Raw genomic sequence first — 23,627 nt, forward strand, 5'->3', positions numbered from 1 at the left:
GCGCTGTATACCGCGAGCGATCGCAAATCAGAACAGAATTCCTCACCTAGACGAATCGACCCCCTTCGAGGTCACGGAGTTAGTGCCTTGCTTGTCCGCGAAACCCCCTTGTTCATCGATGGCCCCGAAGGCCCGCTGGAAGCCTTGTACCTGGACGTGGCCGACGCCCGCGGCGCAGTGCTGATCTGCCACCCCAACCCGGTCCAGGGCGGCACCATGCTCAACAAGGTGGTCTCGACCCTGCAGCGCACCGCCCGAGACGCGGGTTACGTGACGCTTCGCTTCAATTATCGCGGTGTCGGCCAGAGCGCAGGCAGCCATGACATGGGCTCGGGTGAAGTGGCCGATGCCGAGGCCGTCGCGGCCTGGCTGCGTGAAAAGCACCCGCACCTGCCGCTGGTGCTGATGGGCTTTTCGTTCGGTGGTTTTGTCGCCACCAGCCTTGCAGGCCGTCTGGAATGCGCCGGTGTCGAGCTGCAACAGCTGTTCATGATCGCCCCGGCGGTGATGCGCCTGACGGCGGAATTCCCGCTGCCCCAGCGCTGCCCGATCACCGTGGTGCAGCCCGACGCCGACGAAGTCGTCGCGCCGCAGCTGGTTTACGAATGGTCCGACGCCCTGTCGCGCCCCCATGAGCTGCTGAAAGTGGCAGAATGCGGACACTTCTTCCATGGCAAGCTGACCGATCTGAAGGATCTGCTGCTGCCGCGCCTTTCGAATTGAGCCAAGCCTGAATAAGCGAACACCCATGACCACGCGCATTCTCACCGGTATCACCACCACCGGCACCCCGCACCTGGGCAACTACGCCGGCGCCATCCGCCCGGCCATCGTCGCCAGCCAGCAGCCCGGTGTCGATTCGTTCTACTTCCTGGCCGACTACCACGCCCTGATCAAGTGCGACGACCCGCTGCGCATCCAGCGCTCGCGCCTGGAAATCGCCGCCACCTGGCTGGCCGGTGGCCTCGATCCAGACAAGGTCACCTTCTACCGCCAGTCCGATATTCCCGAGATCCCCGAGCTGACCTGGTTGCTGACCTGCGTCGCGGCCAAGGGCCTGCTCAACCGCGCCCACGCCTACAAGGCCTCCGTGGACAAGAACCTGGAAACCGGCGAAGACCCGGATGCCGGCGTGACCATGGGCCTGTACAGCTACCCGGTGCTGATGGCCGCGGACATCCTGATGTTCAACGCCAACAAGGTGCCGGTCGGCCGCGACCAGATCCAGCACGTGGAAATGGCCCGTGACATCGGCCAGCGTTTCAACCACCTGTTCGGCCAGGGCAACGATTTCTTCGCCCTGCCCGAGGCGGTGATCGAGGAGAGCGTGGCGACCTTGCCGGGGCTGGACGGTCGCAAGATGTCCAAGAGCTACGACAACACCATTCCGCTGTTCACCAGCGCGAAGGATATGAAAGACGCCATCTCGCGCATCGTCACCGACTCGCGCGCACCCGGCGAAGCCAAGGACCCGGACAACTCGCACCTGTTCACCCTGTTCCAGGCCTTCTCGTCGCCAGCGCAGTGCGCCGAGTTCCGCGAAGAGTTGCTGCAGGGCCTGGGTTGGGGCGAGGCCAAGCAGCGTCTGTTCCAACTGCTGGACGGCCAGCTAGCCGAGAAGCGCGAGCATTATCACCAGCTGATTTCGCGCCCGGCGGATCTCGAAGACATTCTACTGACCGGTGCTGCCAAGGCCCGCAAGATCGCCACGCCGTTCCTCGAACAACTGCGCGAAGCCGTTGGCCTGCGCTCGTTCCGTAGCAGCGTGCAGGCCAGCACCGAAGTGAAGAAAAAGGCTGCCAAGAGCGCGCGTTTCGTCAGCTTCCGTGATGAAGACGGCAGTTTCCGCTTCCGCCTGCTGGCGGCCGATGGCGAGCAACTGCTGCTGTCGCGCAGCTTCGCCGACGGCAAGAGTGCCGGCGCCGTGAGCAAGCAGCTACAGCAAGGTGGCGAGGCCGATGTGCGCGTTGAAGGGCTGGGCTTCAGCCTGTGGCTTGACGGCGAGCATGTTGCCGACGGGCCGCAGTTCGACAGCGCCGAGGCCCGAGATACGGCCGTCGAACGCCTGCGTGAAGCGCTTGCACCGCAAGCGGACTGAACCTGTCGAACTGTGGGAGCGGGCTTGCCCGCGAAACAGTCACCGCGTTGGATGGCACCGGCTTTGCCGGTGTTCGCGGGCAAGCCCGCTCCCACAGACTGATTGCCATAATGCGGGCCTGTCGCTACAGTGACGGCCCGTTTTTTGTTGCCTCGCTAACGAAATCATGACGCCCCTAGAACGATATCAAGCAGATCTGAAACGTCCCGACTTCTTCCATGACGCGGCGCAGGAGACTGCGGTGCGTCACCTGCAGCGCCTGTACGACGACCTGGTGCAGGCGCAGAACAACAAGCCGGGCATGTTCGGCAAGTTGTTCGGCAAGAAGGAGCAGACGCCGGTCAAGGGCCTGTATTTCTGGGGCGGCGTCGGCCGCGGCAAGACCTACCTGGTCGACACCTTCTACGAAGCGCTGCCGTTCAAGCAGAAGATGCGGACGCACTTCCACCGCTTCATGAAGCGCGTGCACGAGGAAATGAAAACCCTCAAGGGCGAGAAGAACCCGCTGACCATCATCGCCAAGCGCTTCAGCGAAGAAGCCAAGGTGATCTGCTTCGATGAGTTCTTCGTATCCGACATCACCGATGCCATGATTCTCGGCACCCTGATGGAAGAGCTGTTCAAGAACGGCGTCTCGCTGGTGGCGACCTCCAACATCGTTCCCGACGGCTTGTACAAGGACGGCCTGCAGCGTGCGCGCTTCCTGCCGGCCATCGCCATGATCAAGCAGTACACCGACGTGGTGAACGTCGACAGCGGCGTCGACTACCGCCTGCGTCATCTGGAGCAGGCCGAACTGTTCCACTTCCCGCTCAATGAAGCCGCCGAGCAGAGCATGCGGGCCAGCTTCAAGGCGTTGACCCCGGAGTGCACCCAGGCTGTCGACAATGACGTGCTGATGATCGAGAACCGCCCGATCAAGGCCCTGCGTACCTGCGATGATGTCGCCTGGTTCAACTTCCGTGACCTGTGCGACGGGCCGCGCAGCCAGAACGACTACATCGAGCTAGGCAAGATCTTCCATGCCGTGCTGCTGAGCAACGTCGAGCAGATGAGCGTCACCACCGACGACATCGCCCGCCGTTTCATCAACATGGTGGATGAGTTCTACGACCGCAACGTCAAGCTGATCATTTCGGCCGAGGTCGAGCTCAAAGACCTGTACACCGGTGGGCGGCTGGCCTTCGAATTCCAGCGTACGCTGAGCCGATTGCTGGAAATGCAGTCGCACGAATTCTTGTCGCGCGCGCACAAACCCTAACCTGCTGGGGCCGCTTCGCGGGTCAAGCCCGCTCCCACAGTCGCCGGCATACGCAGGGCTATTTGTGGGAGCGGGCTTGCCCCGCGAAAGGGCTGCAAAGCAGCCCCATCAAGCCTCTTGCATGAACTGCTGCCGATACTGATTCGGCGACAACTCCGTGTGCTGGCGGAACAACCGCGCAAAGAAGCTCGCATCGTCATAGCCGACCTCATAGCTGATGGTCTTGATGCTCTTGCGCGTGCTCGACAGCAACCCTTTGGCCGTCTCGATCCGTAGCCGCTGCAGGTAATGCAACGGCTTGTCGCCGGTCGCGCCCTGGAACCGGCGCATGAAGTTACGAATGCTCATGCCGTGGTTGCGGGCCACGTCCTCGAAGCGGAACTTGTCGGCGAAGTGCTCCTCCAGCCAGTGCTGGATCTGCAGGATGATCAGGTCCTGGTGCAGCTTCTGCCCGCCAAAGCCCATGCGCCCCGGGGTGTAGTTGCGCTGCACTTCGTAGAGGATGTCGCGGGCCACGGCACGGGCCACGTTGGCCCCGCAGAAGCGCTCGATCAGGTAGATGTACAGGTCGCAGGCTGAGGTAGTGCCGCCGGCGCAGTAAAGGTTGTCGGCATCGGTCAGGTGCTTGTCCTGGTTCAGCCGGATTTTCGGAAAACGCTCGGCGAACGTGGCGAAGAAACGCCAGTAGGTGGTCGCCTCCTTGCCGTCGAGCAGGCTCGACTCGGCCAGCCAGAACACCCCGCTGGCTTCGGCGCAGAGCACGGCGCCGCGGGCATGTTGCTCACGCAGCCACGGCAGCACCTGCGGATAACGTTGCAGGAGGTTGTCGAAGTCTTCCCAGAATGCCGGGAGGATGATCACGTCGGCATCGTCCAGGCCGCCATCGACCGGCAGCTGTACGTTGCTGAAGCTGTCCACCGGCTGGCCATCCGGGCTCACCAGGCTGATCTCGAACATGGGCTGCAAGCCCAGGCCCAGCTGCTTGCTGTAGCGCAGGCTGGCGAGGTGGAAAAAGTCCTTGGCTTGCATCAAGGTCGAAGCGAACACCTTGTCAATGGCCAGGATGCTGACGCGCCGCAACGACGCGGAAGGTTGGGTAAACATCATTGTCATTGTTCTTATAGGGTAGAGTGGTCAATCACCGGCTGGATCGTCTTATTTTTTGGCGATTGTGTCTACCCCGCAGAATTGGGCTGCCCTTTTCGGCTCAAGGCGCCGGGTTTGGTTGCTCCTGATGGATTGCTTCGATGGCCGCCAGCAGCTCATCGCTCAGGTTCAGCTCCAGGCTCTTGAGGTTGCTTTCCAGCTGCACCAGATCGGTTGCGCCAATGATGTTGCTGGTCACGAACGGCTGGCGGGTAACGAAGGCCAGGGCCATTTGCGCCGGGTCCAGGCCGTGGTCCCTGGCCATCTGCACATAACGGCTGCAGGCCGCCACGGTCTGGGGGTTCGAGTAACGGGCGAAACGGCTGAACAGGGTCAGGCGGCCTTTTTCCGGGCGCGCGCCGTTTTCGTATTTGCCCGACAGCATGCCGAAGGCCAGCGGCGAGTAGGCCAGCAGGCCGCACTGCTCGCGAATGGCGACTTCCGCCAGGCCCACTTCGAAGCTGCGGTTGAGCAGGTTGTAGGGGTTCTGGATCGACACCGCGCGCGGCCAGCCGCGGCTTTCCGCCAGCTGCAGAAACTTCATGGTGCCCCACGGCGTTTCGTTGGACAGGCCGATGTGACGGACTTTGCCAGCCCGCACCTGTTCGTCGAGCACCGCCAGGGTTTCTTCCAGCGGGGTGAAATGGTCTTGCGGCAAGTGCTGATAGCCCAGCTTGCCGAAGAAGTTGGTGCTGCGTTCCGGCCAGTGCAGCTGGTAGAGGTCGATGCGGTCGGTCTGCAGCCGCTTGAGGCTTTCCTCCAGCGCCGCGACGATGTGCTGGCGGTTGTGCTTGAGCTGGCCATCGCGGATATGGCTGATGCCGTTGCCGGGGCCGGCGACCTTGCTGGCCAGGATCCAGTCGTCACGGTCACCGTTGCTGGCGAACCAGTTGCCGATGATGCGCTCGGTCGCCGCGTAGGTCTCCGGGCGCGGCGGCACCGGGTACATCTCGGCGGTGTCGATGAAGTTGACCCCGCTGGCCTTGGCTCTGGCGATCTGCGCGAAGGCCTCGTCCTGGCTGTTCTGCTCACCCCAGGTCATGGTGCCTAGGCACAAGGCGCTGACGTCTAAATCGGTACGGCCGAGCTTGCGGTATTCCATCGGGAAAACTCTCCTTGGCTAAAGAAGCCCATAAAAGCAGGTTGAAATTTTTCGCGCAATCTGGATAATTCGGCCCCTCTCCGTGTGGCGGAAGTGATGCACCACCACGCAGGAAGAACCCCGTCGAACATTGGCGTGCCCGACCCGAGCCCCCAAAAGCGTCAGTGTTCGGCTGCGCGCTTGCCCTTGGCAAGCTGTGCACTATCCAGTAAGATTCGCCGTCTATTTTTCGCTGGGCGGCCTCTGAGGCTTTAGAGAATGAAAACTTTTACTGCTAAACCGGAAACAGTAAAGCGCGAGTGGTTCGTAGTCGACGCCGCTGGCCAGACCCTGGGTCGTCTGGCTACCGAAATCGCTAGCCGTCTGCGTGGCAAACACAAACCAGAATACACCCCTCACGTTGACACCGGCGACTACATCGTCGTCATCAACGCCGAGCAGATCCGTGTAACTGGCGCCAAGTCTTCCGACAAAATGTACTACTCCCACTCCGGCTTCCCAGGCGGCATCAAGGAAATCAACTTCGAGAAGTTGATCGCCAAGGCCCCTGAGCGTGTTATCGAAACCGCGGTCAAAGGCATGCTGCCTAAGAACCCGCTGGGTCGCGACATGTACCGTAAGCTGAAAGTGTACGCGGGTGCTGCTCACCCACACACTGCTCAGCAGCCTCAAGAACTGAAGATCTAACGGGATAGTTCATTATGTCGGCGACTCAAAATTACGGCACTGGCCGTCGCAAGACCGCAACCGCTCGCGTTTTCCTGCGTCCGGGTACTGGTAACATCTCCATCAACAACCGTTCTCTGGACGTGTTCTTCGGTCGCGAAACCGCTCGCATGGTTGTTCGCCAGCCACTCGAGCTGACCGAAACCACCGAGAAGTTCGACATCTACGTCACCGTTGCCGGTGGTGGTGTCAGCGGTCAGGCCGGTGCGATCCGTCACGGTATCACCCGCGCTCTGATGGAATACGACGAAACCCTGCGTGGCGCTCTGCGTCGTGCTGGCTACGTCACCCGCGACGCTCGTGAAGTCGAGCGTAAGAAAGTGGGTCTGCGTAAAGCGCGTAAGCGTCCTCAGTACTCCAAGCGTTAATACCGCTTCGGCAGTCGAAAAAAGCCCGGTTCCTTGGAACCGGGCTTTTTTTATGTCTTGAACTAACCTGTCAGCATGTCCGTGGTAACCCGCGGTATAGACGCAGATCAAGCAAAGCGAGGGTTGTGGCCCATTGCCAGGCTAATCACCTTGTCACTGTGTGGATTTGTTTCTTACCATGACGGCCAAATTTTGGTGCCACAGACATTACCTAAGTACAGGCCTGATGCAACAGGCCAAGCAAGCTGATGGGAGAGGACTGAATGAGCAATGACGGCGTCAACGCAGGCCGGCGCCGCTTCCTCGTAGCCGCGACATCCGTGGTCGGGGCGGCGGGGGCAGTGGGGGCTGCGGTACCGTTCGTGGGGTCATGGTTTCCCAGTGCCAAGGCGAAGGCGGCTGGTGCACCGGTGAAGGTCAACATCGCCAAGGTCGAGCCTGGGCAGCAGATGGTCGCGGAATGGCGCGGCCAGCCCGTGTTCATCGTGCGGCGAACGCAGGAGATCCTCGGGAATCTGAAAAAGCTCACACCTGAGCTGTCCGACCCCGAGTCGAAGGCGTCCGTACAGCCAGAGTACGTCGACCCGGAAATTCGCTCGATCAAGCCGGAACTGCTCATTCTTGTCGGCCTGTGCACGCATCTGGGCTGCTCGCCGACCTTCCGCCCAGAAGTCGCTCCGGCCGACCTGGGGCCGAAGTGGGTAGGTGGCTATTTCTGCCCATGCCACGGCTCGCACTACGACCTGGCTGGCCGCGTGTACAAGTCGCAACCCGCACCTCTCAACCTGCCAGTGCCACCGCACTCTTACGAGTCGGATGACATCGTCGTCATCGGCGTCGACCAGGAGAAAGCATGATGAGCAAGTTCATGGACTGGATTGATGCTCGCTTCCCCGCGACCAAGATGTGGGAAGACCACCTGAGCAAGTATTACGCGCCCAAGAACTTCAATTTCCTGTATTTCTTCGGCTCGTTGGCGCTGCTGGTGCTGGTCAACCAGATCGTCACTGGCGTTTGGCTGACCATGAGCTTCACGCCATCGGCGGAAGAGGCCTTTGCCTCGGTCGAGTACATCATGCGTGATGTGGAATATGGCTGGATCCTGCGCTACCTGCACTCCACCGGTGCTTCGGCGTTCTTCATCGTGGTCTACCTGCACATGTTCCGGGGCCTGCTCTACGGCTCCTACCAGAAGCCACGCGAGCTGGTATGGCTGTTCGGCATGCTGATCTACCTGGCGCTGATGGCCGAGGCCTTCATGGGCTACCTGCTGCCGTGGGGGCAGATGTCGTACTGGGGCGCCCAGGTGATCATCTCGCTGTTCGGTGCTATCCCGGTGATCGGTGGCGACCTCACCCAATGGATCCGTGGTGACTACCTGATCTCGGGCATCACCCTCAACCGCTTCTTCGCCTTGCACGTGGTGGCCTTGCCGATCGTGATTCTCGGCTTGGTCGTACTGCACATCCTGGCCCTGCACGAGGTCGGTTCGAACAACCCGGACGGAGTCGACATCAAGAAGAAAAAGGACGAGAACGGCATCCCGCTCGACGGCATTCCGTTCCATCCGTACTACACCGTCAAGGACATTGTCGGAGTGGTGGTGTTCCTCTTCGTGTTTTGCGCCGTGGTGTTCTTCTTCCCGGAAATGGGCGGCTACTTCCTGGAAAAACCCAACTTCGAACAGGCCAACGCCTTCAAGACGCCTGAGCATATTGCCCCGGTCTGGTACTTCACGCCGTTCTACGCGATCTTGCGGGCCGTGCCTGACAAGCTGATGGGGGTAATCGCCATGGGCGCCGCCATCGCCGTGCTGTTCGTGTTGCCCTGGCTCGACCGCAGCCCGGTGCGCTCCATGCGCTACAAGGGTTGGATCAGCAAGGTCTTCCTGCTGGTGTTCTGCATTGCCTTCGTCATCCTCGGCATTCTCGGGGTGCTGGCGCCGACGCCAGGGCGCACCTTGCTGTCGCAGGTGTGCACGGTGTTGTACTTCGCCTACTTCCTGCTGATGCCGTTCTACACAAGGCTTGAGAAGACCAAACCGGTTCCGGAAAGGGTGACTGGCTGATGAAAAAGTTGATTGCAGTATTTTTGCTGGCACTGATGCCTGCCTTTTCCTTCGCTGCCGAACATGGTCTGGAGCTGGACAAGGTCGATATCGACCTGACTGACAAAGCCGCCATGCAGGACGGTGCGCGCACCTTTGCCAACTATTGCATGGGCTGCCACAGCGCCAAGTTCCAGCGTTACGAGCGGGTTGCCGACGACCTGGGCATACCCCATGAGCTGATGCTCGAGAAGCTGGTGTTCACGGGTGCCAAGATCGGTGACCACATGAATATCGGCATGAAGCCCAGTGACGCCAAGACCTGGTTCGGGGCCGCGCCACCTGACCTGACCCTGGTTGCGCGGGTGCGCGGCACCGATTGGCTGTACAGTTACCTGCGCAGCTTCTACGAGGATCCGTCGCGCCCTTATGGGGTGAACAACAAGGTCTTCCCCAACGTCGGCATGCCCAACGTGCTGGTAGGTCTGCAGGGCAACCAGGTGATCGGTTGCAAGCAGGTGCAGATGGTGGTCGATGGCAAGAAACAATTCGACCCATTGACAGGCAGCCCGCTGACCCATGAAGCGTGTGACCAGCTGACCATCACGCCGAATTCCGGTACCCTGACCACCGAGCAGTTCGACGAGAAGGTCAAGAACCTGGTGACCTTCCTGGCTTATTCGGCCAACCCGGTCAAACTGGAAAGCCAGCGCATCGGTACCTACGTGTTGCTGTATCTGGCTTTCTTCTTCGTATTCGCCTATTTGCTCAAGCGCGAATACTGGAAGGACGTGCATTGATCACGCAGTAATTTCTGGTAGTTGAACGCGCCCTGGGCGCTCCCTCGTGCAAGCGAGGGAGCCTCCAGGGCGCGTTTGCATTTGCAGTTTCACAAGCATCCCATGCGAGGAGGCGCTACATGGGCGTGACCAACCGGTTAGCCTGCTATTCCGATCCCGCTGATCCTTACTCTCATCGGGTACGCCTGGTGCTCGCAGAAAAGGGTATCAGTGTGCAGATCATCGACGTCGACCCCGGGCGTCTGCCACCCAAGCTGGTTGAGGTGAACCCTTACGGCAGCGTGCCGACCTTGGTCGATCGCGACCTGACGTTGTATGAATCGACCGTGGTGATGGAATACCTCGAAGAGCGCTACCCACATCCGCCGCTGATGCCGGTCTATCCGGTGGCGCGGGGTAACAGTCGCTTGTTGATGCACCGCATCCAGCGTGACTGGTGTGCGTTGGCCGATACCGTGCTCGATCCGCGCAGCAGTGACGCCGCTCGCGCCGAGGCGCGCAAGGCGCTGCGCGAGAGCCTGACCGGCGTCTCGCCGCTGTTCAACGAGTTCGCGTGCTTCATGAGCGATGAGCAAAGCCTGGTCGATTGTTGTCTATTGCCCATACTCTGGCGTTTGCCGGTAATGGGTATCGAATTGCCGCGGCAAGCCAAGCCGCTGCTGGATTACATGGAGCGACAGTTCGCCCGCGAGCCTTTCCTGGCGAGCCTGTCCTCCGTTGAGCGTGAAATGCGCAAGCTTTAAGGAGCCGTTGATGAACTCCAGTCGCCCCTATCTGGTTCGAGCACTGTACGAGTGGATCGTCGACAACGATTGCACCCCTCATATGCTGGTCAATGCCGAGTTTCCGGCTGTTCAGGTGCCGCAAGGTTTCGCCAGTGACGGCCAGATCGTCCTGAACATTTCCCCGAGTGCCGTGCGCAGCCTGCACATGGATAACGATGCGGTGAGCTTCGAAGGTCGCTTCGGTGGCGTTGCTCATTCGCTGTTCGTGCCAGTAGGTGCCATTCTCGGCATTTACGCCCGTGAAAACGGCCAAGGCATGGTCTTCGAGCTGGAGCCGCCAGTGATGGAGGATGAAGAGCTGGACGACGAAAGTATCGAGCCGGACGACGATGGCCCGCCGCAAGGTGGTGGCCAGCCGCCACGCCCTAGTGGCCGGCCGAGCCTGAAGGTGGTCAAGTAAACAAAAAAAGGCGATCCACACGGATCGCCTTTTTCATGTCAGGCCTGAAATCACAGGTCGCTGATGGTGCGTACCTGGTCCTTGTTGATGCGCGTGCGTTTGCCGTCGAGTTGCTCGAACTCGTAGAAGCCCGAACTCTTCTCGTAGCGTGGGGCGTCGACGGCCTGGATCTCGCGGCCGTCGTTGAGGGTGATCAGGCTAGGGGTGGAGCAGCCGGCCAGGGCGGCGAAGGCGCCGATCAGCAGGGCGGGCAGCAGCAGCTTTTTCATGCGGTGTTTCCTGACTATTTGAAAGGTTGAATCGTGATTCAGTCGATGTATTCGAACAACTTGACGATCTTCTGCACGCCAGACACGCCCTGTACCACGGCAGTGGCGGCGTTGGCCTCCTGCTGCGTCACCAGGCCGAGCAGGTAGACGATGCCATTTTCGGTGATCACCTTGATGCGCGAGCTGGGCACGGCGTTGTCGGTCAGCATCTGGGTCTTGATCTTGGTGGTCAGCCAGGCGTCGTTGTTGCGCGCCAGGATGGAGGAGGGCTGCATCACCTGCAGCTCGTTATGCACTTTCTTCACCCGCTGAACCTGGCCAGCCGTTTGTTCGGCCAGGCTCTTGAGGTCGGCGCGCGGCGTTTGCCCGGCGAGCAGGACGATGCCGTTGTAGCTGCTGACGACAATGTGCGAGCTCTTGTCCAGGTCTGGGTTGGCCTTGGAAATGTTGACCGCCGCCTTGGTTTCGATCAGCGAGTCGTCGATTTTGCTGCCGATGGTGCGTGTGCCGCGATCATCCTCGATCGGCGAATTACGAGTCGAGGTCAGTACCGAGCTGCAGCCGGTGACGCTCAGGCACAGGGTCAGGGCCATCAGGCCGAGGCGCATGGGGATCATTCTTCACTCCCGAACAGTTGGCTGTCGATCAGATCGCACAGGCAGTGGATCGCCAGCAGGTGGACTTCTTGAATACGTGCAGTGACCGTTGCAGGTACGCGGATTTCCACGTCCTCTGGCAGCAGCAGTGAAGCCATGCCGCCGCCGTCACGTCCGGTCAAGGCTACGACAATCATTTCGCGATCATGTGCGGCCTGGATTGCTTGAATAACGTTGGCCGAGTTACCGCTGGTCGAAATCGCCAGCAGAACATCGCCGGGCTGGCCCAGGGCGCGAATCTGCTTGGAGAACACTTCGTTGTAGCTGTAGTCGTTGGCGATCGAGGTCAGCGTCGAGCTGTCGGTGGTCAGCGCTATCGCCGGCAGGCTCGGGCGCTCGCGCTCGAAACGGTTGAGCAGCTCGGAAGAGAAATGCTGGGCATCGCCGGCGGAGCCGCCGTTGCCGCAGGCGAGCATCTTGCCCTCGTTGAGCAGCGCATTGACCATGACCAGGCTGGCCTGCTCGATGTGCGGTGCCAGGATGTCCATTGCCTGTTGCTTGGTATCGATGCTGGCCTGGAACAGCCGGCGGATTCGGGATTGCATGTCCATCTGGTGACCTTAAGTGGGGCGGTGGCAGGCGCGACGCGCAACAGCGACCAGCCCGCGAAACATAGAGCAAAAAATTGGGAGTGGATTCAGCATTCGAAGGCGTTTTTCAGCCATTGAAACGGCCGGCCTGCATGGTGGCTACCCTGCAAGGCGACAACGTCGAAGCGGCACGGGTGGTTGGCCCAGCGAGACTCCTTCTGCAGGAAAAGACTGGCGGCAAGCACCAGCCGTTTCTGCTTGCGCCCGTCGATACTGCCGAGGGCGCCACCGAAGCCCGCGTGCAACCGATAGCGGACTTCGACGAATACTACTGTATCGGCGTCGAGCATGACCAGATCAAGCTCGCCGCCTTTGCATCGCCAGTTACGCGTCAGCAGTTGCAGGCCTTGCCCCTGAAGGTATTCAAGGGCGTGGTTTTCTGCGGCCTGGCCGGCGCTGGTCGGCGATACGTCAGGCATCAGCGGCTGGTGTCCGGAAGGCGCTTGACCTGACCGCCGGAGAACTCGGCCCATGGCAGCTGGCGCTCGATGCGCTGGCTGGCGTTCATGCTCAGGCTGCCGGAAAGGCCTTGTACGCGGTTGTCCGGCAGTGCTTTCAGCTGCCCCAAGCGTGGCGCCAGGCTGTAGGCATCGACGCCCATGGCATACAGGCGGCCGAGGCTGCCGGCGGCTTGAGGCCACTGCTGTACCACCTGCTGGCGCAAGCTGTTGGTGGTGTCGAGCAGCCATGGGGTTTCGCAGAAGCGAATGCCGTTCATGTCGTTGTACTGGTTGACGTCACCGCTGGCGCTGTACAGGTTCGAGGTGGCGTACACGGGCACGTCACCGGCGTACTGGAAGTTGAGCGTCGGTTTGATCTGCTGTGCCTGCTGCGGGGTCGAGGCGAGGAAAATGAAATCGATGTCCTGGCGGCGCGACGGCTGTGCGGCAATGCTGCCACCGACAGTGCTTTGCACGCTTTGTGCGCGGCTTTCGCTCTGGCGCAGCTGGAACAGGTTGGCGATCTGCTGGGCCAGGGCGACCGGCTGGGCAATGCGCTCGGCGGCGATGATGGTGCCGCCGTTGCCTTCCCAGTCCTGACGGAAGGCGGCGAGCACACGGTCGCCCCACTCACCGCTCGGAACCAGGGCCACGGCGCGGACCATGCCATCGGCGCGGGCGCGACGCGAGACTTCGCGAGCTTCGTCTTCAGCGGCAAGGCCGAACTGGAACAGCTGCGGCGGAGCCGTCTGGCCTGCCTCTGCGTAGTTCAGGGCGAGGGTGGTGATAGGCAGCTGCGGGTTGGCGGCGAGCTTTTTCACCAGGGGTTTTTCCAGCGGGCCGACCACCAGCTGTACGCCATCGGCCTGGGCCTGGCGATAGAAGTCGTCGAGCGAGCCGATGCGCGAGCTGTCGTAAACCTGCACGGCTGGCGCTTGCTGGCCGGCCTGCTGGGCCTGGAAATGCGCGGCCATGAAGCCGTCACGCAGGGCGCGGGCGACGCCGGCCAGCGGGCCTTCCTGGGGCAGCAGCAGGCCGATCTTGGTCAGCGGCTGGCTGGCCAGTTCCTTGAGTTTGGTCAAGGCCTGGGGCAGTTGCTTGGCTGCCGGGTGATCGGGGTGCTGTATGCGCCACGTGTCGATTGCCGCCTGCTGTTGCTCCAGGGTTCCGGCGCTTTTCACGGCCAGGGCCAGGCTGGTCCAGCCGGCCAGGGTTTCGTTGCTGGCGGGCTGCTGCAGTTGCTCGGCTGGCAGCGAGGCGACCAGCGCCCAGATCGCGTCATTGTTGCTGCTGGCGGCCTGGCCGCTGAGCAGGGGGCTCAGCAGTACGCGTTGTTGTGCGGCAGGCATGGCCTGGCCATCGGCCTCGAGCGCGGCGGCGTGTACGCTGTAGGTGCGCACCTGTTGCTCTGCCGGCAGCTCGGCGATGTGCTGCAGGCTGGGGTGCGACAGGGCGCTGAGGGCCGCCTTGGGCTGGTTGCGGCTCATCGCCAGTTCTGCGCCGAGGGTGGCGGCGAAGATCTGTTGGGCGGGCTTGAGCGTATCCATCGGGACCTGCTCGAGAATGCGTGCGGCGCGCGGATAGTCCTTCTGCTTGTAGGCCAGGTCGGCAGCGCTCAGGCGCAGCAGGGCCGCGTCTTCTGCGGACTTGCTAGTCGCCGCTTTTTCGAGCAGTTGCTCGATGCTCGCGTCCGGGGTGCGTGGCAGTTCGCCCAGGCTGGATGAGGGCGAGCTGGCGCAGGCTGCCAGCAGGGCAGCGAGGCAGAGGGCTGTGAACAGCCGCAGGCAAGCGATCATGTAAAGGTCCTGTTACCGATCAAGTTGGCCGGCAATTGTACCGAAGGGTTGGCCGGGGCGCGATCTTGCTGATTGCAGAACCTTCACTATAGGTGGCTGAGCGGTCGGCGCGGGTGAAGTTCTTTGCGCCCTGTTACCGGCGCTCGGGCTACAATGGCGCCTTTGATCCGAAAGACAGGTGTGCGCAGTGACTGATGTGGCAGGGGCTTCGAAATCCACCGTGGGGACGCTGTACGTGGTCGCTACCCCAATCGGCAACCTCGACGACATGAGCGCCAGGGCATTGAAGGTGCTGGCCGACGTTGCCTTGATCGCAGCCGAGGACACCCGGCATTCGATCCGCCTGCTGCAGCACTTCGGCATCGACACGCCGCTGGCGGCCTGCCATGAGCACAACGAGCGCGACGAGGGTGGGCGCTTCATCACCAAGCTGCTGGCCGGTGAGGATGTGGCGCTGGTATCCGATGCCGGTACTCCGCTGATTTCCGACCCAGGCTATCACCTGGTACGCCAGGCGCGTGCCGCTGGGGTCGATGTGGTGCCGGTGCCCGGCGCTTGCGCGCTGATCGCTGCGCTTTCGGCGGCCGGCCTGCCGTCCGACCGCTTCATCTTTGAAGGCTTCCTGCCGGCCAAGACCGCGGGCCGTCGTGCGCGCCTGGAGCAAGTAAAGGAAGAGCCGCGCACATTGATCTTCTACGAGGCGCCCCATCGTATTCTCGAATGCCTGGAAGACATGGCGCTGGTATTCGGTGCCGAGCGCCCGGCGCTGCTGGCGCGCGAGCTGACCAAGACCTTCGAGACCCTCAAGGGGCTGCCGCTCGGCGAACTGCATGCCTTCGTGGCGGGCGATAGCAACCAGCAGCGGGGTGAGTGTGTGGTGCTGGTCGGTGGCTGGAGCGCGCCGGAGGGCGAGGAGGCGATCAGCGCCGAAGCGCAACGCGTGCTCGACTTGCTGCTGGCCGAGTTGCCGCTCAAGCGCGCGGCGGCGTTGGCCGCAGAAATTACCGGTGTGCGCAAGAACCTGCTGTATCAGGTGGCACTGGAAAAGCAAAAAGCTCAGTGAGGTAATTTGCGGTATTGCTTGTTCTTGAGCGCGCGTGCCGTTAACCTTGGCGGCGGAGAGTCGATCGGACAGTCGCTGCTGTCTTTTGTTCCGCAAAAGATGGGGGAGGAAAGTCCGGGCTCCATAGGGCAGAGTGCCAGGTAACGCCTGGGAGGCGCGAGCCTACGGAAAGTGCCACAGAAAATAACCGCCTAAGCACTTCGGTGCCGGTAAGGGTGAAAAGGTGCGGTAAGAGCGCACCGCACGGCTGGCAACAGTGCGTGGCTAGGTAAACCCCACTCGGAGCAAGACCAAATAGGGTTCCATCAGGCGTGGCCCGCGTCGGAACCGGGTAGGTTGCTAGAGGCGTCCAGTGATGGCCGTCGTAGAGGAATGACTGTTCTCGACAAAACCCGGCTTACAGATCGACTCTCCACCTCCCTCCCTCCTGCTTAATCGATAGCAGATCGCTCCTGGTAATACCGAAAAAATCTTACTCTTAATAAATCACTTTAACTTCGAACTGCATTCGTTTGAGTGGGTTTGATTTTTCACGTTTTTTTCGTCCCTGGTAATGCTTCCCTCCTTCTTCTATCGCGCTAAATCTCGGTCCTGTAAGGGTTTTCCTTATGAACGTGCCTTGACGGTGCAGCAGGCGGATTCCTATAGTGTGCGCAAGTGGCAGAAAGTGGGATGAAGTGGGTTTTCTGGCACAAAAAAGCTAACATTGTGGGGAATCGCAGCCGTGTTCCGCGGAGCCAACGCCGTCAGCCTCGATGCAAAGGGCCGTCTCGCCATGCCGAGCCGGTACCGTGACGAGCTCGATTCGCGTTGCAATGGTCAGCTGATCGTGACCATCGATGCCGTAGACCCCTGCTTATGTGTTTACCCCCTCGATGAGTGGGAACAGATTGAAGCCAAGTTGCGCGCCTTGCCGTCGTTGCGTGAGGAAAACCGTCGCCTGCAGCGTTTGCTGATCGGCAATGCGGTTGACCTGGAGCTCGATGGCAGTGGGCGTTTCCTGGTACCGCCCCGCCTGCGTGAGTACGCCAAGCTGGACAAGAAGGCGATGCTGGTGGGGCAGCTGAACAAATTCCAGCTGTGGGATGAGGATGCCTGGAACGCAGTTTCGGCAGCCGACCTTGCAGCTATCCAACAACCGGGCGCCATGCCCGACGATTTGCGTGACCTGATCCTGTGACCATAGATAGCGGCTTCAACCACATCACCGTCCTGCTCGACGAAGCTGTCGAGGCATTGGCCCTGCGCCCCGACGGTTGCTATCTCGACGGCACCTTCGGCCGCGGCGGGCACAGCCGTCTGATCCTCAGCAAGCTCGGGCCGCAAGGGCGGCTGCTGGGGTTCGACAAAGATCCTCAAGCGATTGCCACCGGGCAAGCGCTAGCGGCCGAAGACGGCCGCTTTGTCATTGTGCAGCGCAGCTTTGCCGAACTGGGCGCCGAGGTGGCCGAGCGCGGTCTGGACGGCAAGGTCAGCGGCATTCTGCTCGACCTGGGCGTTTCCTCGCCGCAGCTGGATGACCCGGAGCGCGGCTTCAGCTTCCTCAACGACGGCCCGCTGGACATGCGCATGAACCCTGACCAGGGCATCAGCGCAGCGGAATTCATCGCCACAGCACCTGTGGAAGAAATCGCCCGCGTGTTCAAGGAATACGGCGAAGAGCGGTTTGCCGGGCGCATGGCGCGTGCCGTGGTCGAGCGCCGCGAGAAGCAACCGTTCACCCGCACCGCCGACCTCGCCGAAGTGCTCAAAGTGGCCAACCCCGCCTGGGAAAAGGGCAAGAACCCGGCTACCCGCGCCTTCCAGGGCCTGCGCATCCACGTCAACAACGAACTGGGCGATCTGGAAACCGGCCTTGAAGCCGCGCTCGATGCCCTGGAAGTCGGTGGCCGCCTGGCGGTGATCAGCTTCCACTCGCTCGAAGACCGCATCGTCAAGCTGTTCATGCGCAAGCTGGTCAAGGGTGAAGCCGACAACCTGCCGCGCAACCTGCCGGTTCAGCACAAGGTCTTCGAACCCAAGATCAAGCTCATCGGCAAGGCGCAGTTCGCCTCCGACGCCGAACTCAAGGCCAACCCGCGGTCGCGCAGCGCCGTGATGCGAGTGGCGGAGAAGCTTCGGTGAGCCGGCTATTCGCCAAGCCTTTGCCAGGCGGAAGCTTCCTCATGCTTCTGCTGTTCGTCGGCGTGCTGATTTCGGCCATCGCCGTGTCGTACAGCGCCCACTGGAACCGTCAGCTGCTCAACACCCTCTACGGCGAATTGAATGAGCGCGACAAGGCCCAGGCGGAGTGGGGGCGGCTGATCCTCGAGCAAAGCACCTGGACCGCCGCCAGCCGTATCGAGAGCCTTGCCTCCGAACAGCTGAAAATGCGCGTGCCCGCGGCTGATGAAGTACGGATGGTGTCGCCATGATGAAGCTCGAAGGCGCACTCTACCCTTGGCGCTTCCGTGTGGTGATCGGCTTGCTGGCGATCATGGTCGGTGCCATCTGCTGGCGCATCATTGACCTGCAGGTGGTCGACCGTGATTTCCTCAAAGGCCAGGGCGATGCCCGCAGCCTTCGGCACATCCCTATTCCGGCACACCGTGGTCTGATCACCGACCGCAACGGTGAGCCACTGGCGGTCAGTACCCCGGTCACCACGTTGTGGGCCAACCCAAAGGAAATGCAGGCATCCAAGGACCGCTGGCCGCAACTGGCGGCGGCGCTTGGGCAGAACCCCCAGCAGCTGGCCGACCGCCTGACCCAGCAGGCCGGCAAGGAATTCATCTACCTTGTCCGTGGCCTGACCCCGGAGCAGGGCCAGCACGTGCTCGACTTGAAAGTGCCAGGTGTGTACGGCCTGGAAGAATTCCGCCGCTTCTACCCGGCCGGTGATGTCACCGCCCACATGGTCGGCTTCACCGACCTCGACGACCATGGTCGTGAAGGGGTGGAGCTGGCCTACGACGAGTGGCTGGCCGGCGTGCCCGGCAAGCGGCAGGTGATCAAGGACCGGCGCGGCCGGTTGATCAAGGACATTCAGGTGACCAAGAACGCCAAGGCCGGCAAGACCTTGGCGTTGTCGATCGACCTGCGCCTGCAATACCTGGCTACTCGCGAGCTGCGCAACGCGATTGCCGAGCAGGAAGCCAAGGCCGGTAGCCTGGTGATCATGGACGTCAAGACCGGTGAGGTTCTGGCCATGGTCAACCAGCCGACCTACAACCCCAACAACCGCCGCAGCATGTTCCCGGCCGCCATGCGTAACCGGGCGATCATCGACGTGTTCGAGCCAGGCTCCACGGTCAAGCCGATCTCCATGAGCGCTGCACTGCAGAGCGGCCGCTGGAAGCCGACCGACAAGGTCGAAGTGTACCCAGGCAGCCTGCAGATTGGCCGCTACACCATCAAGGACGTGTCCCGTAGCGAGGGCCCGATCCTCGACCTGACCGGCATCCTGATCAACTCCAGTAACGTCGGCATGAGCAAGATCGCCTTCGACATCGGCGGCGAGGCCATCTACCGGGTCATGTCCCAGGTAGGCCTGGGCCAGTACACCGGCCTCGGTTTCCCCGGCGAGCGCGTCGGCAACCTGCCTAACCACCGTGAGTGGCGCAAGGCTGAAACCGCGACACTGTCCTACGGCTATGGCGTGTCGGTGACCGCCCTGCAGTTGGTGCATGCCTACGCGGCACTGGCCAACGACGGCAAGATGGTGCCGCTGTCGATCCTCAAGGTCGACAAGGCGCCTGAAGCCGTCCAGGCCATTCCGAAGGAAACCGCCGAAACCGTGCAGGGCATGCTGCAGCAGGTGATCGAAGCGCCGCGCGGCGTGTTCCGTGCCCAGGTGCCGTTCTATCACGTGGGTGGCAAGTCGGGTACCGCGCGCAAGGCCACGGTCGGCTCGAAGGGCTACACCGAAAACGCCTACCGCTCGCTGTTCGCCGGCTTCGGCCCGATGAGCGACCCGCGTTACGCCGTGGTCGTGGTCATCGATGAGCCGAGCAAGGGTGGCTATTTCGGCGGCCTGGTATCGGCGCCGGTGTTCAGCAAGGTCATGTCCGGCACCCTGCGGTTGATGAACGTGCCGCCGGACAACCTGCCACCGCCGACCGAACAGCAGCAAGTCAATGCAGTACCCGCCAAGGGAGGGCGTGGATGATGACAATGCCACTGAGCAAGCTTTTCGCCCACGCCAGCCGCGATCCGTTGATCCGTGAGCTGACCTTGGACAGCCGCGCCGTGCGCCCGGGTGACCTGTTCCTGGCCGTGCCGGGAGCCAAGGTCGACGGGCGTGACCATATCGCCGATGCCCTGGTCCGTGGCGCAGCCGCCGTTGCCTATGAAGAGCAGGGCGCCAGCGTGCTGCCGATCACCGACGCCCCTCTGATCCCGGTCAAGGGACTGGTGGCGCAGCTGTCCAGAATTGCTGGCACCTTCTATGGCGAGCCGAGCCGGCAGCTCAACCTGGTCGGCGTCACCGGAACTAATGGCAAGACCAGTGTCACCCAACTGGTGGCGCAGGCGCTCGACGCGCTGGGCCAGCGTTGTGGTCTGATCGGCACATTGGGCACTGGTTTTTATGGTGAGCTGCAGAGCGGCCGCCTGACCACGCCTGACCCGATCGCGGTGCAGTCGACGCTCTACGATCTGAAGAAAGGCGGCGCCAAGGCCGTGGCGATGGAGGTTTCCTCGCATGCCCTGGAGCAGGGCCGTGTCGCCGCCCTGGAATTCGATATCGCGGTAATGACCAACCTGTCCCGTGATCACCTCGATTACCACGGCAGCATGGAAGCCTACGAGGCGGCGAAGGCGAAGTTGTTCGCCTGGCCGAGCCTGCGCTGCCAGGTGGTCAACCTCGACGATGGGTTTGGTCGCCGTCTGGCCGAAGACTTTGCCCGGCGTCCGAGTGCCGATCTTATCGAAACCCGGCTGCTCAGCTATAGCCTGGAAAACCCGGACGCCTCGCTGTTCTGCCGCGAAGCCCACTTCAATGATGATGGCGTGCGCGCGATCCTCGTCACCGCTCAGGGTGAGCGCACCCTGCGTAGCCAATTGCTCGGCCGTTTCAACTTGAGCAACGTGCTCGCGGCCGTGGCAACGCTGCTGGCGCTGGATTATTCGCTGGACGAAATTCTCAAGATTTCCCCGCAGTTGCAGGGGCCGGTTGGCCGCATGCAGCGCCTGGGTGGCGGCAAGAAACCGCTGGTGGTGGTCGACTACGCCCACACGCCTGATGCCCTGGAAAAAGTCCTCGAAGCCCTGCGTCCGCACGCACACGGCCAGTTGCTGTGCCTGTTCGGCTGTGGCGGCGACCGCGATCGCGGCAAGCGCCCGCTGATGGCCGAGGTGGCCGAGCGCCTGGCTGACCGGGTATTGGTCACCGATGACAACCCCCGTACTGAAGATCCGCAAGGCATCTTCGCCGATATTCGCCCTGGTTTCGCCAAGCCCGACAGCGTCGAATTCGTCGCCGGCCGTGGCGAGGCCATTGCGCACCTGATCGCTTCTGCTGCTGCCGATGACGTCATCGTCCTGGCCGGCAAGGGGCACGAGGATTACCAGGAGATCCATGGCGAGCGCCATGAATTTTCCGACCTGGTCGAAGCCGAGAAGGCACTTGCAGCCTGGGAGGCTCCACATGCTTAAGCCCATGACACTCAGCCAGCTGACCACGGCACTGGGTGCTCGCCAGGTTGGCGCCGATGCCAGCTTCACCGGTGTCAGCATCGACAGCCGCAGCGTTGCTGCCGGGCAGTTGTTCGTTGCCTTGACCGGCCCGCGTTTCGACGGCCACGACTACCTGGCCGATGTGAAGGCCAAGGGCGCCGTGGCAGCATTGGTCGAGCGCGAGGTCGGCGATGTCGACCTGCCGCAGCTGCTGGTCAAGGACTGCCGCGTTGCGCTCGGCCAACTGGGTGCGTTGAATCGCGCTGCTTTCGACAAGCCGGTGGTGGCCATCACTGGCTCCAGCGGCAAGACCACGGTCAAGGAGATGCTCGCCAGCATCCTGCGCACCCGTGGCCTGGTGCATGCCACCCGAGGCAACCTGAACAATGACCTCGGTGCGCCGTTGACCCTGCTGGAAATCGCCCCTGAGCACAGCGCCGCTGTGATCGAGCTGGGCGCATCGCGCATTGGCGAAATCCGCTACACCGTCGGCCTGACCCAGCCGCAGGTGGTCATCATCAATAACGCCGGTACCGCCCACGTTGGCGAGTTCGGCGGCCCGGAAAAAATCGTCGAAGCCAAGGGTGAAATCCTCGAAGGCCTGGGCGAGGGCGGAACGGCCATCCTCAATCTGGACGACAAGGCCTTTGCCATCTGGAAAGCCCGTGCCGGTGCGCACAAGGTCATCAGCTTCGCCCGCAACGACGTTCGCGCCAATTTCTACGCCACCGATATCGGTCGCGATGCGCGTGGTTGCCCTTCATTCACCCTGCATGGCGCCGGCGAATCGGTGGCTGTGCAGCTCAACGTGCTGGGTGAGCACAACGTCAGCAACGCGCTGGCCGCGGCCGCCGCCGCACACGCCGTTGGTCTGAGCCTGAGCGGCATCGCCGCGGGCCTGAATGCCGTGCAACCGGTCAAGGGCCGCACCGTGGCGCAGATCGCGCCGAATGGGGTGCGGGTGATCGATGACAGTTACAACGCAAATCCCACCTCGATGTGCGCGGCCATTGATATACTCGCCGGCTTTTCCGGGCGCACCGTTCTGGTGCTTGGGGATATCGGCGAACTGGGCCAGTGGGCGGAGGAAGGCCACCGTCAGGTGGGCGACTACGCACGCGGCAAGGTCGACGCCCTGTACGCGGTAGGTTCCAACATGACACATGCGGTCAAGGCGTTCGGCGCCAATGGCCGTCATTTCGCGACTCAAGCTGAGCTGATCGAGGCCGTTGGCGCCGAGACAGACAGCAACACCACTATCTTGATCAAGGGCTCGCGCAGCGCTGCGATGGAAAACGTCGTGGCTGCACTGTGCGGTGCCAGCGGGGAGAAACATTAATGCTGCTGCTGTTGGCTGAGTATCTGCAACAGTTCCATAAAGGCTTCGCGGTCTTCCAGTACCTGTCCCTGCGCGGGATCCTCGGTGTACTGACCGCGTTGTCGCTGGCGCTGTGGCTGGGCCCGTGGATGATCCGTACCCTGCAGATCCGCCAGATCGGTCAGGCCGTCCGTAACGACGGCCCACAATCGCACTTGTCCAAATCCGGCACTCCGACCATGGGTGGTGCCCTGATTCTTTCGGCCATTGCCGTCAGCACCTTGCTGTGGGCCGACCTGGCCAACCGCTACGTGTGGACGGTACTGATCGTCACCTTGCTGTTCGGTGCCATCGGCTGGGTCGACGACTACCGCAAGGTGATCGAGAAGAACTCGCGAGGCCTGCCAAGCCGCTGGAAGTATTTCTGGCAGTCGGTATTCGGCCTGGGCGCTGCGATCTTCCTCTACAAAACTGCGCCGACCTCGGTCGAAACCACCCTGATCGTGCCGTTCCTCAAGGACGTCACCATTCCGCTGGGCATCGGCTTCGTGGTGCTCACCTACTTCGTCATCGTAGGTTCCAGCAACGCGGTCAACCTGACCGACGGCCTCGATGGCCTGGCGATCATGCCCACGGTAATGGTCGGCGGCGCGCTGGGCATCTTCTGCTACCTGTCGGGTAACGTGAAGTTCGCCGAGTACCTGCTGATTCCATACGTACCGGGCTCGGGCGAGCTGATCGTGTTCTGCGGCGCGCTGATCGGCGCCGGGCTGGGCTTCCTGTGGTTCAACACCTATCCGGCCCAGGTCTTCATGGGTGACGTCGGCGCGCTGGCGCTGGGCGCTGCCTTGGGCACCATCGCCGTGATCGTGCGTCAGGAAATCGTCCTGTTCATCATGGGCGGCATTTTCGTGGTGGAAACCCTGTCGGTGGTGATTCAGGTCGCCTCCTTCAAGTTGACCGGCAAGCGCGTGTTCCGCATGGCGCCGATTCACCACCACTTTGAACTCAAGGGCTGGCCTGAGCCACGGGTGATCGTCCGCTTCTGGATCATCACCGTGATTCTCGTGCTGATCGGCCTTGCAACCCTGAAACTGAGGTAGACGA

25 protein-coding genes and 1 other RNA gene are annotated in these 23,627 nt (G+C 62.0%); 19 read left to right on the forward strand and 7 right to left on the reverse strand.

The annotated features are described in order from the left end of the window. Window positions 1-87: 87 nt before the first annotated feature. The 3 genes from ACIPZF_RS13550 to zapE all read left to right on the forward strand — a co-directional run bounded on the left by ACIPZF_RS13550 (window position 88) and on the right by zapE (window position 3,359). The gene (locus ACIPZF_RS13550) at window positions 88-723 is read left to right on the forward strand and encodes an alpha/beta hydrolase (RefSeq protein ID WP_400799943.1); all 636 of its coding nucleotides are present in this window, start codon (window positions 88-90) and stop codon (window positions 721-723) included. Window positions 724-748: 25 nt separating this feature from the next. After that, the gene (locus ACIPZF_RS13555; RefSeq protein ID WP_400799946.1) at window positions 749-2,098 is read left to right on the forward strand and encodes a tryptophan--tRNA ligase; all 1,350 of its coding nucleotides are present in this window, start codon (window positions 749-751) and stop codon (window positions 2,096-2,098) included. Window positions 2,099-2,264: 166 nt separating this feature from the next. Beyond that, the gene (zapE, locus tag ACIPZF_RS13560) at window positions 2,265-3,359 is read left to right on the forward strand and encodes a cell division protein ZapE (RefSeq protein WP_400799949.1); all 1,095 of its coding nucleotides are present in this window, start codon (window positions 2,265-2,267) and stop codon (window positions 3,357-3,359) included. Window positions 3,360-3,467: 108 nt separating this feature from the next. On the opposite strand, the gene ACIPZF_RS13565 is transcribed toward zapE, so the two are convergent. Together ACIPZF_RS13565 and ACIPZF_RS13570 are read right to left on the reverse strand one after the other, a co-directional pair. After that, on the reverse strand, window positions 3,468-4,388 hold the full coding sequence (locus ACIPZF_RS13565; protein ID WP_400800582.1) for a GlxA family transcriptional regulator: 921 nt from the start codon (window positions 4,386-4,388) through the stop codon (window positions 3,468-3,470). 178 nt (window positions 4,389-4,566) lie between these two features. Next, window positions 4,567-5,607, reverse strand: a complete 1,041-nt coding sequence (locus ACIPZF_RS13570) for an NADP(H)-dependent aldo-keto reductase (RefSeq protein WP_400799952.1) — start codon at window positions 5,605-5,607, stop codon at window positions 4,567-4,569. 258 nt (window positions 5,608-5,865) lie between these two features. On the opposite strand from ACIPZF_RS13570, the gene rplM reads away from it, so the two are divergent. From rplM to ACIPZF_RS13605, 7 genes are all read left to right on the forward strand, one after another. Continuing rightward, window positions 5,866-6,294, forward strand: coding sequence for a 50S ribosomal protein L13 (gene rplM / locus ACIPZF_RS13575; RefSeq protein ID WP_008097538.1), 429 nt, complete (start codon window positions 5,866-5,868; stop codon window positions 6,292-6,294). A gap of 14 nt (window positions 6,295-6,308) precedes the next feature. After that, a complete protein-coding gene (rpsI, locus tag ACIPZF_RS13580; protein WP_264311679.1) occupies window positions 6,309-6,701 on the forward strand; it encodes a 30S ribosomal protein S9 in 393 nt (130 codons plus the stop codon). A 263-nt stretch (window positions 6,702-6,964) separates the two neighbouring features. Beyond that, the gene (petA, locus tag ACIPZF_RS13585) at window positions 6,965-7,558 is read left to right on the forward strand and encodes a ubiquinol-cytochrome c reductase iron-sulfur subunit (RefSeq protein ID WP_400799955.1); all 594 of its coding nucleotides are present in this window, start codon (window positions 6,965-6,967) and stop codon (window positions 7,556-7,558) included. Continuing rightward, window positions 7,558-8,769 (forward strand): cytochrome bc complex cytochrome b subunit, encoded by a 1,212-nt coding sequence (locus ACIPZF_RS13590; protein ID WP_016395499.1) that lies wholly within the window; start codon window positions 7,558-7,560, stop codon window positions 8,767-8,769. The genes petA and ACIPZF_RS13590 overlap by 1 nt, the downstream gene beginning before the upstream one ends. Further along, window positions 8,769-9,548 (forward strand): cytochrome c1, encoded by a 780-nt coding sequence (locus tag ACIPZF_RS13595; RefSeq protein WP_400799958.1) that lies wholly within the window; start codon window positions 8,769-8,771, stop codon window positions 9,546-9,548. Before ACIPZF_RS13590 ends, ACIPZF_RS13595 begins: the two co-directional genes overlap by 1 nt. A gap of 119 nt (window positions 9,549-9,667) precedes the next feature. Further along, window positions 9,668-10,291 carry a glutathione S-transferase N-terminal domain-containing protein gene (locus ACIPZF_RS13600; protein ID WP_400799960.1) on the forward strand — a complete coding sequence of 208 codons (624 nt, stop codon included), beginning with the start codon at window positions 9,668-9,670 and terminating at the stop codon, window positions 10,289-10,291. Between the two features lie 10 nt (window positions 10,292-10,301). Next, window positions 10,302-10,733 (forward strand): ClpXP protease specificity-enhancing factor, encoded by a 432-nt coding sequence (locus ACIPZF_RS13605; protein ID WP_400799963.1) that lies wholly within the window; start codon window positions 10,302-10,304, stop codon window positions 10,731-10,733. Window positions 10,734-10,783: 50 nt separating this feature from the next. On the opposite strand, the gene ACIPZF_RS13610 is transcribed toward ACIPZF_RS13605, so the two are convergent. The 5 genes from ACIPZF_RS13610 to ACIPZF_RS13630 form a co-directional block, all read right to left on the reverse strand. Then, the gene (locus ACIPZF_RS13610) at window positions 10,784-11,002 is read right to left on the reverse strand and encodes a YgdI/YgdR family lipoprotein (RefSeq protein WP_400799965.1); all 219 of its coding nucleotides are present in this window, start codon (window positions 11,000-11,002) and stop codon (window positions 10,784-10,786) included. 38 nt (window positions 11,003-11,040) lie between these two features. Continuing rightward, a complete protein-coding gene (locus ACIPZF_RS13615; RefSeq protein ID WP_400799968.1) occupies window positions 11,041-11,619 on the reverse strand; it encodes a BON domain-containing protein in 579 nt (192 codons plus the stop codon). Continuing rightward, window positions 11,616-12,209, reverse strand: a complete 594-nt coding sequence (locus ACIPZF_RS13620) for a phosphoheptose isomerase (RefSeq protein WP_400799971.1) — start codon at window positions 12,207-12,209, stop codon at window positions 11,616-11,618. Before ACIPZF_RS13620 ends, ACIPZF_RS13615 begins: the two co-directional genes overlap by 4 nt. A gap of 86 nt (window positions 12,210-12,295) precedes the next feature. Then, window positions 12,296-12,667 (reverse strand): YraN family protein, encoded by a 372-nt coding sequence (locus tag ACIPZF_RS13625; protein ID WP_400799974.1) that lies wholly within the window; start codon window positions 12,665-12,667, stop codon window positions 12,296-12,298. Further along, window positions 12,667-14,484 carry a penicillin-binding protein activator gene (locus ACIPZF_RS13630; protein ID WP_400799976.1) on the reverse strand — a complete coding sequence of 606 codons (1,818 nt, stop codon included), beginning with the start codon at window positions 14,482-14,484 and terminating at the stop codon, window positions 12,667-12,669. Before ACIPZF_RS13630 ends, ACIPZF_RS13625 begins: the two co-directional genes overlap by 1 nt. 187 nt (window positions 14,485-14,671) lie before the next feature. Here ACIPZF_RS13630 and rsmI point away from each other — a divergent pair, with 187 nt between their 5' ends. The 9 genes from rsmI (at window position 14,672) to mraY (ending at window position 23,623) form a co-directional block, all read left to right on the forward strand. Then, on the forward strand, window positions 14,672-15,547 hold the full coding sequence (rsmI, locus tag ACIPZF_RS13635) for a 16S rRNA (cytidine(1402)-2'-O)-methyltransferase (RefSeq protein WP_400799979.1): 876 nt from the start codon (window positions 14,672-14,674) through the stop codon (window positions 15,545-15,547). A 56-nt stretch (window positions 15,548-15,603) separates the two neighbouring features. Beyond that, an RNA gene (gene rnpB / locus ACIPZF_RS13640) (RNase P RNA component class A) lies at window positions 15,604-15,963 on the forward strand. A 308-nt stretch (window positions 15,964-16,271) separates the two neighbouring features. Then, on the forward strand, window positions 16,272-16,727 hold the full coding sequence (gene mraZ, locus ACIPZF_RS13645) for a division/cell wall cluster transcriptional repressor MraZ (RefSeq protein WP_011535546.1): 456 nt from the start codon (window positions 16,272-16,274) through the stop codon (window positions 16,725-16,727). Further along, window positions 16,724-17,671 (forward strand): 16S rRNA (cytosine(1402)-N(4))-methyltransferase RsmH, encoded by a 948-nt coding sequence (gene rsmH / locus ACIPZF_RS13650; protein ID WP_400799982.1) that lies wholly within the window; start codon window positions 16,724-16,726, stop codon window positions 17,669-17,671. Before mraZ ends, rsmH begins: the two co-directional genes overlap by 4 nt. After that, window positions 17,668-17,961 carry a cell division protein FtsL gene (gene ftsL, locus ACIPZF_RS13655; RefSeq protein ID WP_400799985.1) on the forward strand — a complete coding sequence of 98 codons (294 nt, stop codon included), beginning with the start codon at window positions 17,668-17,670 and terminating at the stop codon, window positions 17,959-17,961. Before rsmH ends, ftsL begins: the two co-directional genes overlap by 4 nt. Further along, window positions 17,961-19,694 carry a peptidoglycan D,D-transpeptidase FtsI family protein gene (locus ACIPZF_RS13660; protein WP_400800584.1) on the forward strand — a complete coding sequence of 578 codons (1,734 nt, stop codon included), beginning with the start codon at window positions 17,961-17,963 and terminating at the stop codon, window positions 19,692-19,694. Before ftsL ends, ACIPZF_RS13660 begins: the two co-directional genes overlap by 1 nt. Then, a complete protein-coding gene (locus ACIPZF_RS13665; RefSeq protein ID WP_400799987.1) occupies window positions 19,691-21,181 on the forward strand; it encodes a UDP-N-acetylmuramoyl-L-alanyl-D-glutamate--2,6-diaminopimelate ligase in 1,491 nt (496 codons plus the stop codon). Before ACIPZF_RS13660 ends, ACIPZF_RS13665 begins: the two co-directional genes overlap by 4 nt. Next, window positions 21,174-22,541: a UDP-N-acetylmuramoyl-tripeptide--D-alanyl-D-alanine ligase gene (murF, locus tag ACIPZF_RS13670; RefSeq protein WP_400799989.1), complete on the forward strand. Its 1,368-nt coding sequence runs from the start codon at window positions 21,174-21,176 to the stop codon at window positions 22,539-22,541. The genes ACIPZF_RS13665 and murF overlap by 8 nt, the downstream gene beginning before the upstream one ends. Beyond that, window positions 22,541-23,623 (forward strand): phospho-N-acetylmuramoyl-pentapeptide-transferase, encoded by a 1,083-nt coding sequence (gene mraY, locus ACIPZF_RS13675; RefSeq protein ID WP_400799992.1) that lies wholly within the window; start codon window positions 22,541-22,543, stop codon window positions 23,621-23,623. Before murF ends, mraY begins: the two co-directional genes overlap by 1 nt. Window positions 23,624-23,627: the final 4 nt, after the last annotated feature.

Source organism: Pseudomonas sp. NPDC089752 (genome assembly GCF_044748725.1).
GTDB lineage: Bacteria > Pseudomonadota > Gammaproteobacteria > Pseudomonadales > Pseudomonadaceae > Aquipseudomonas.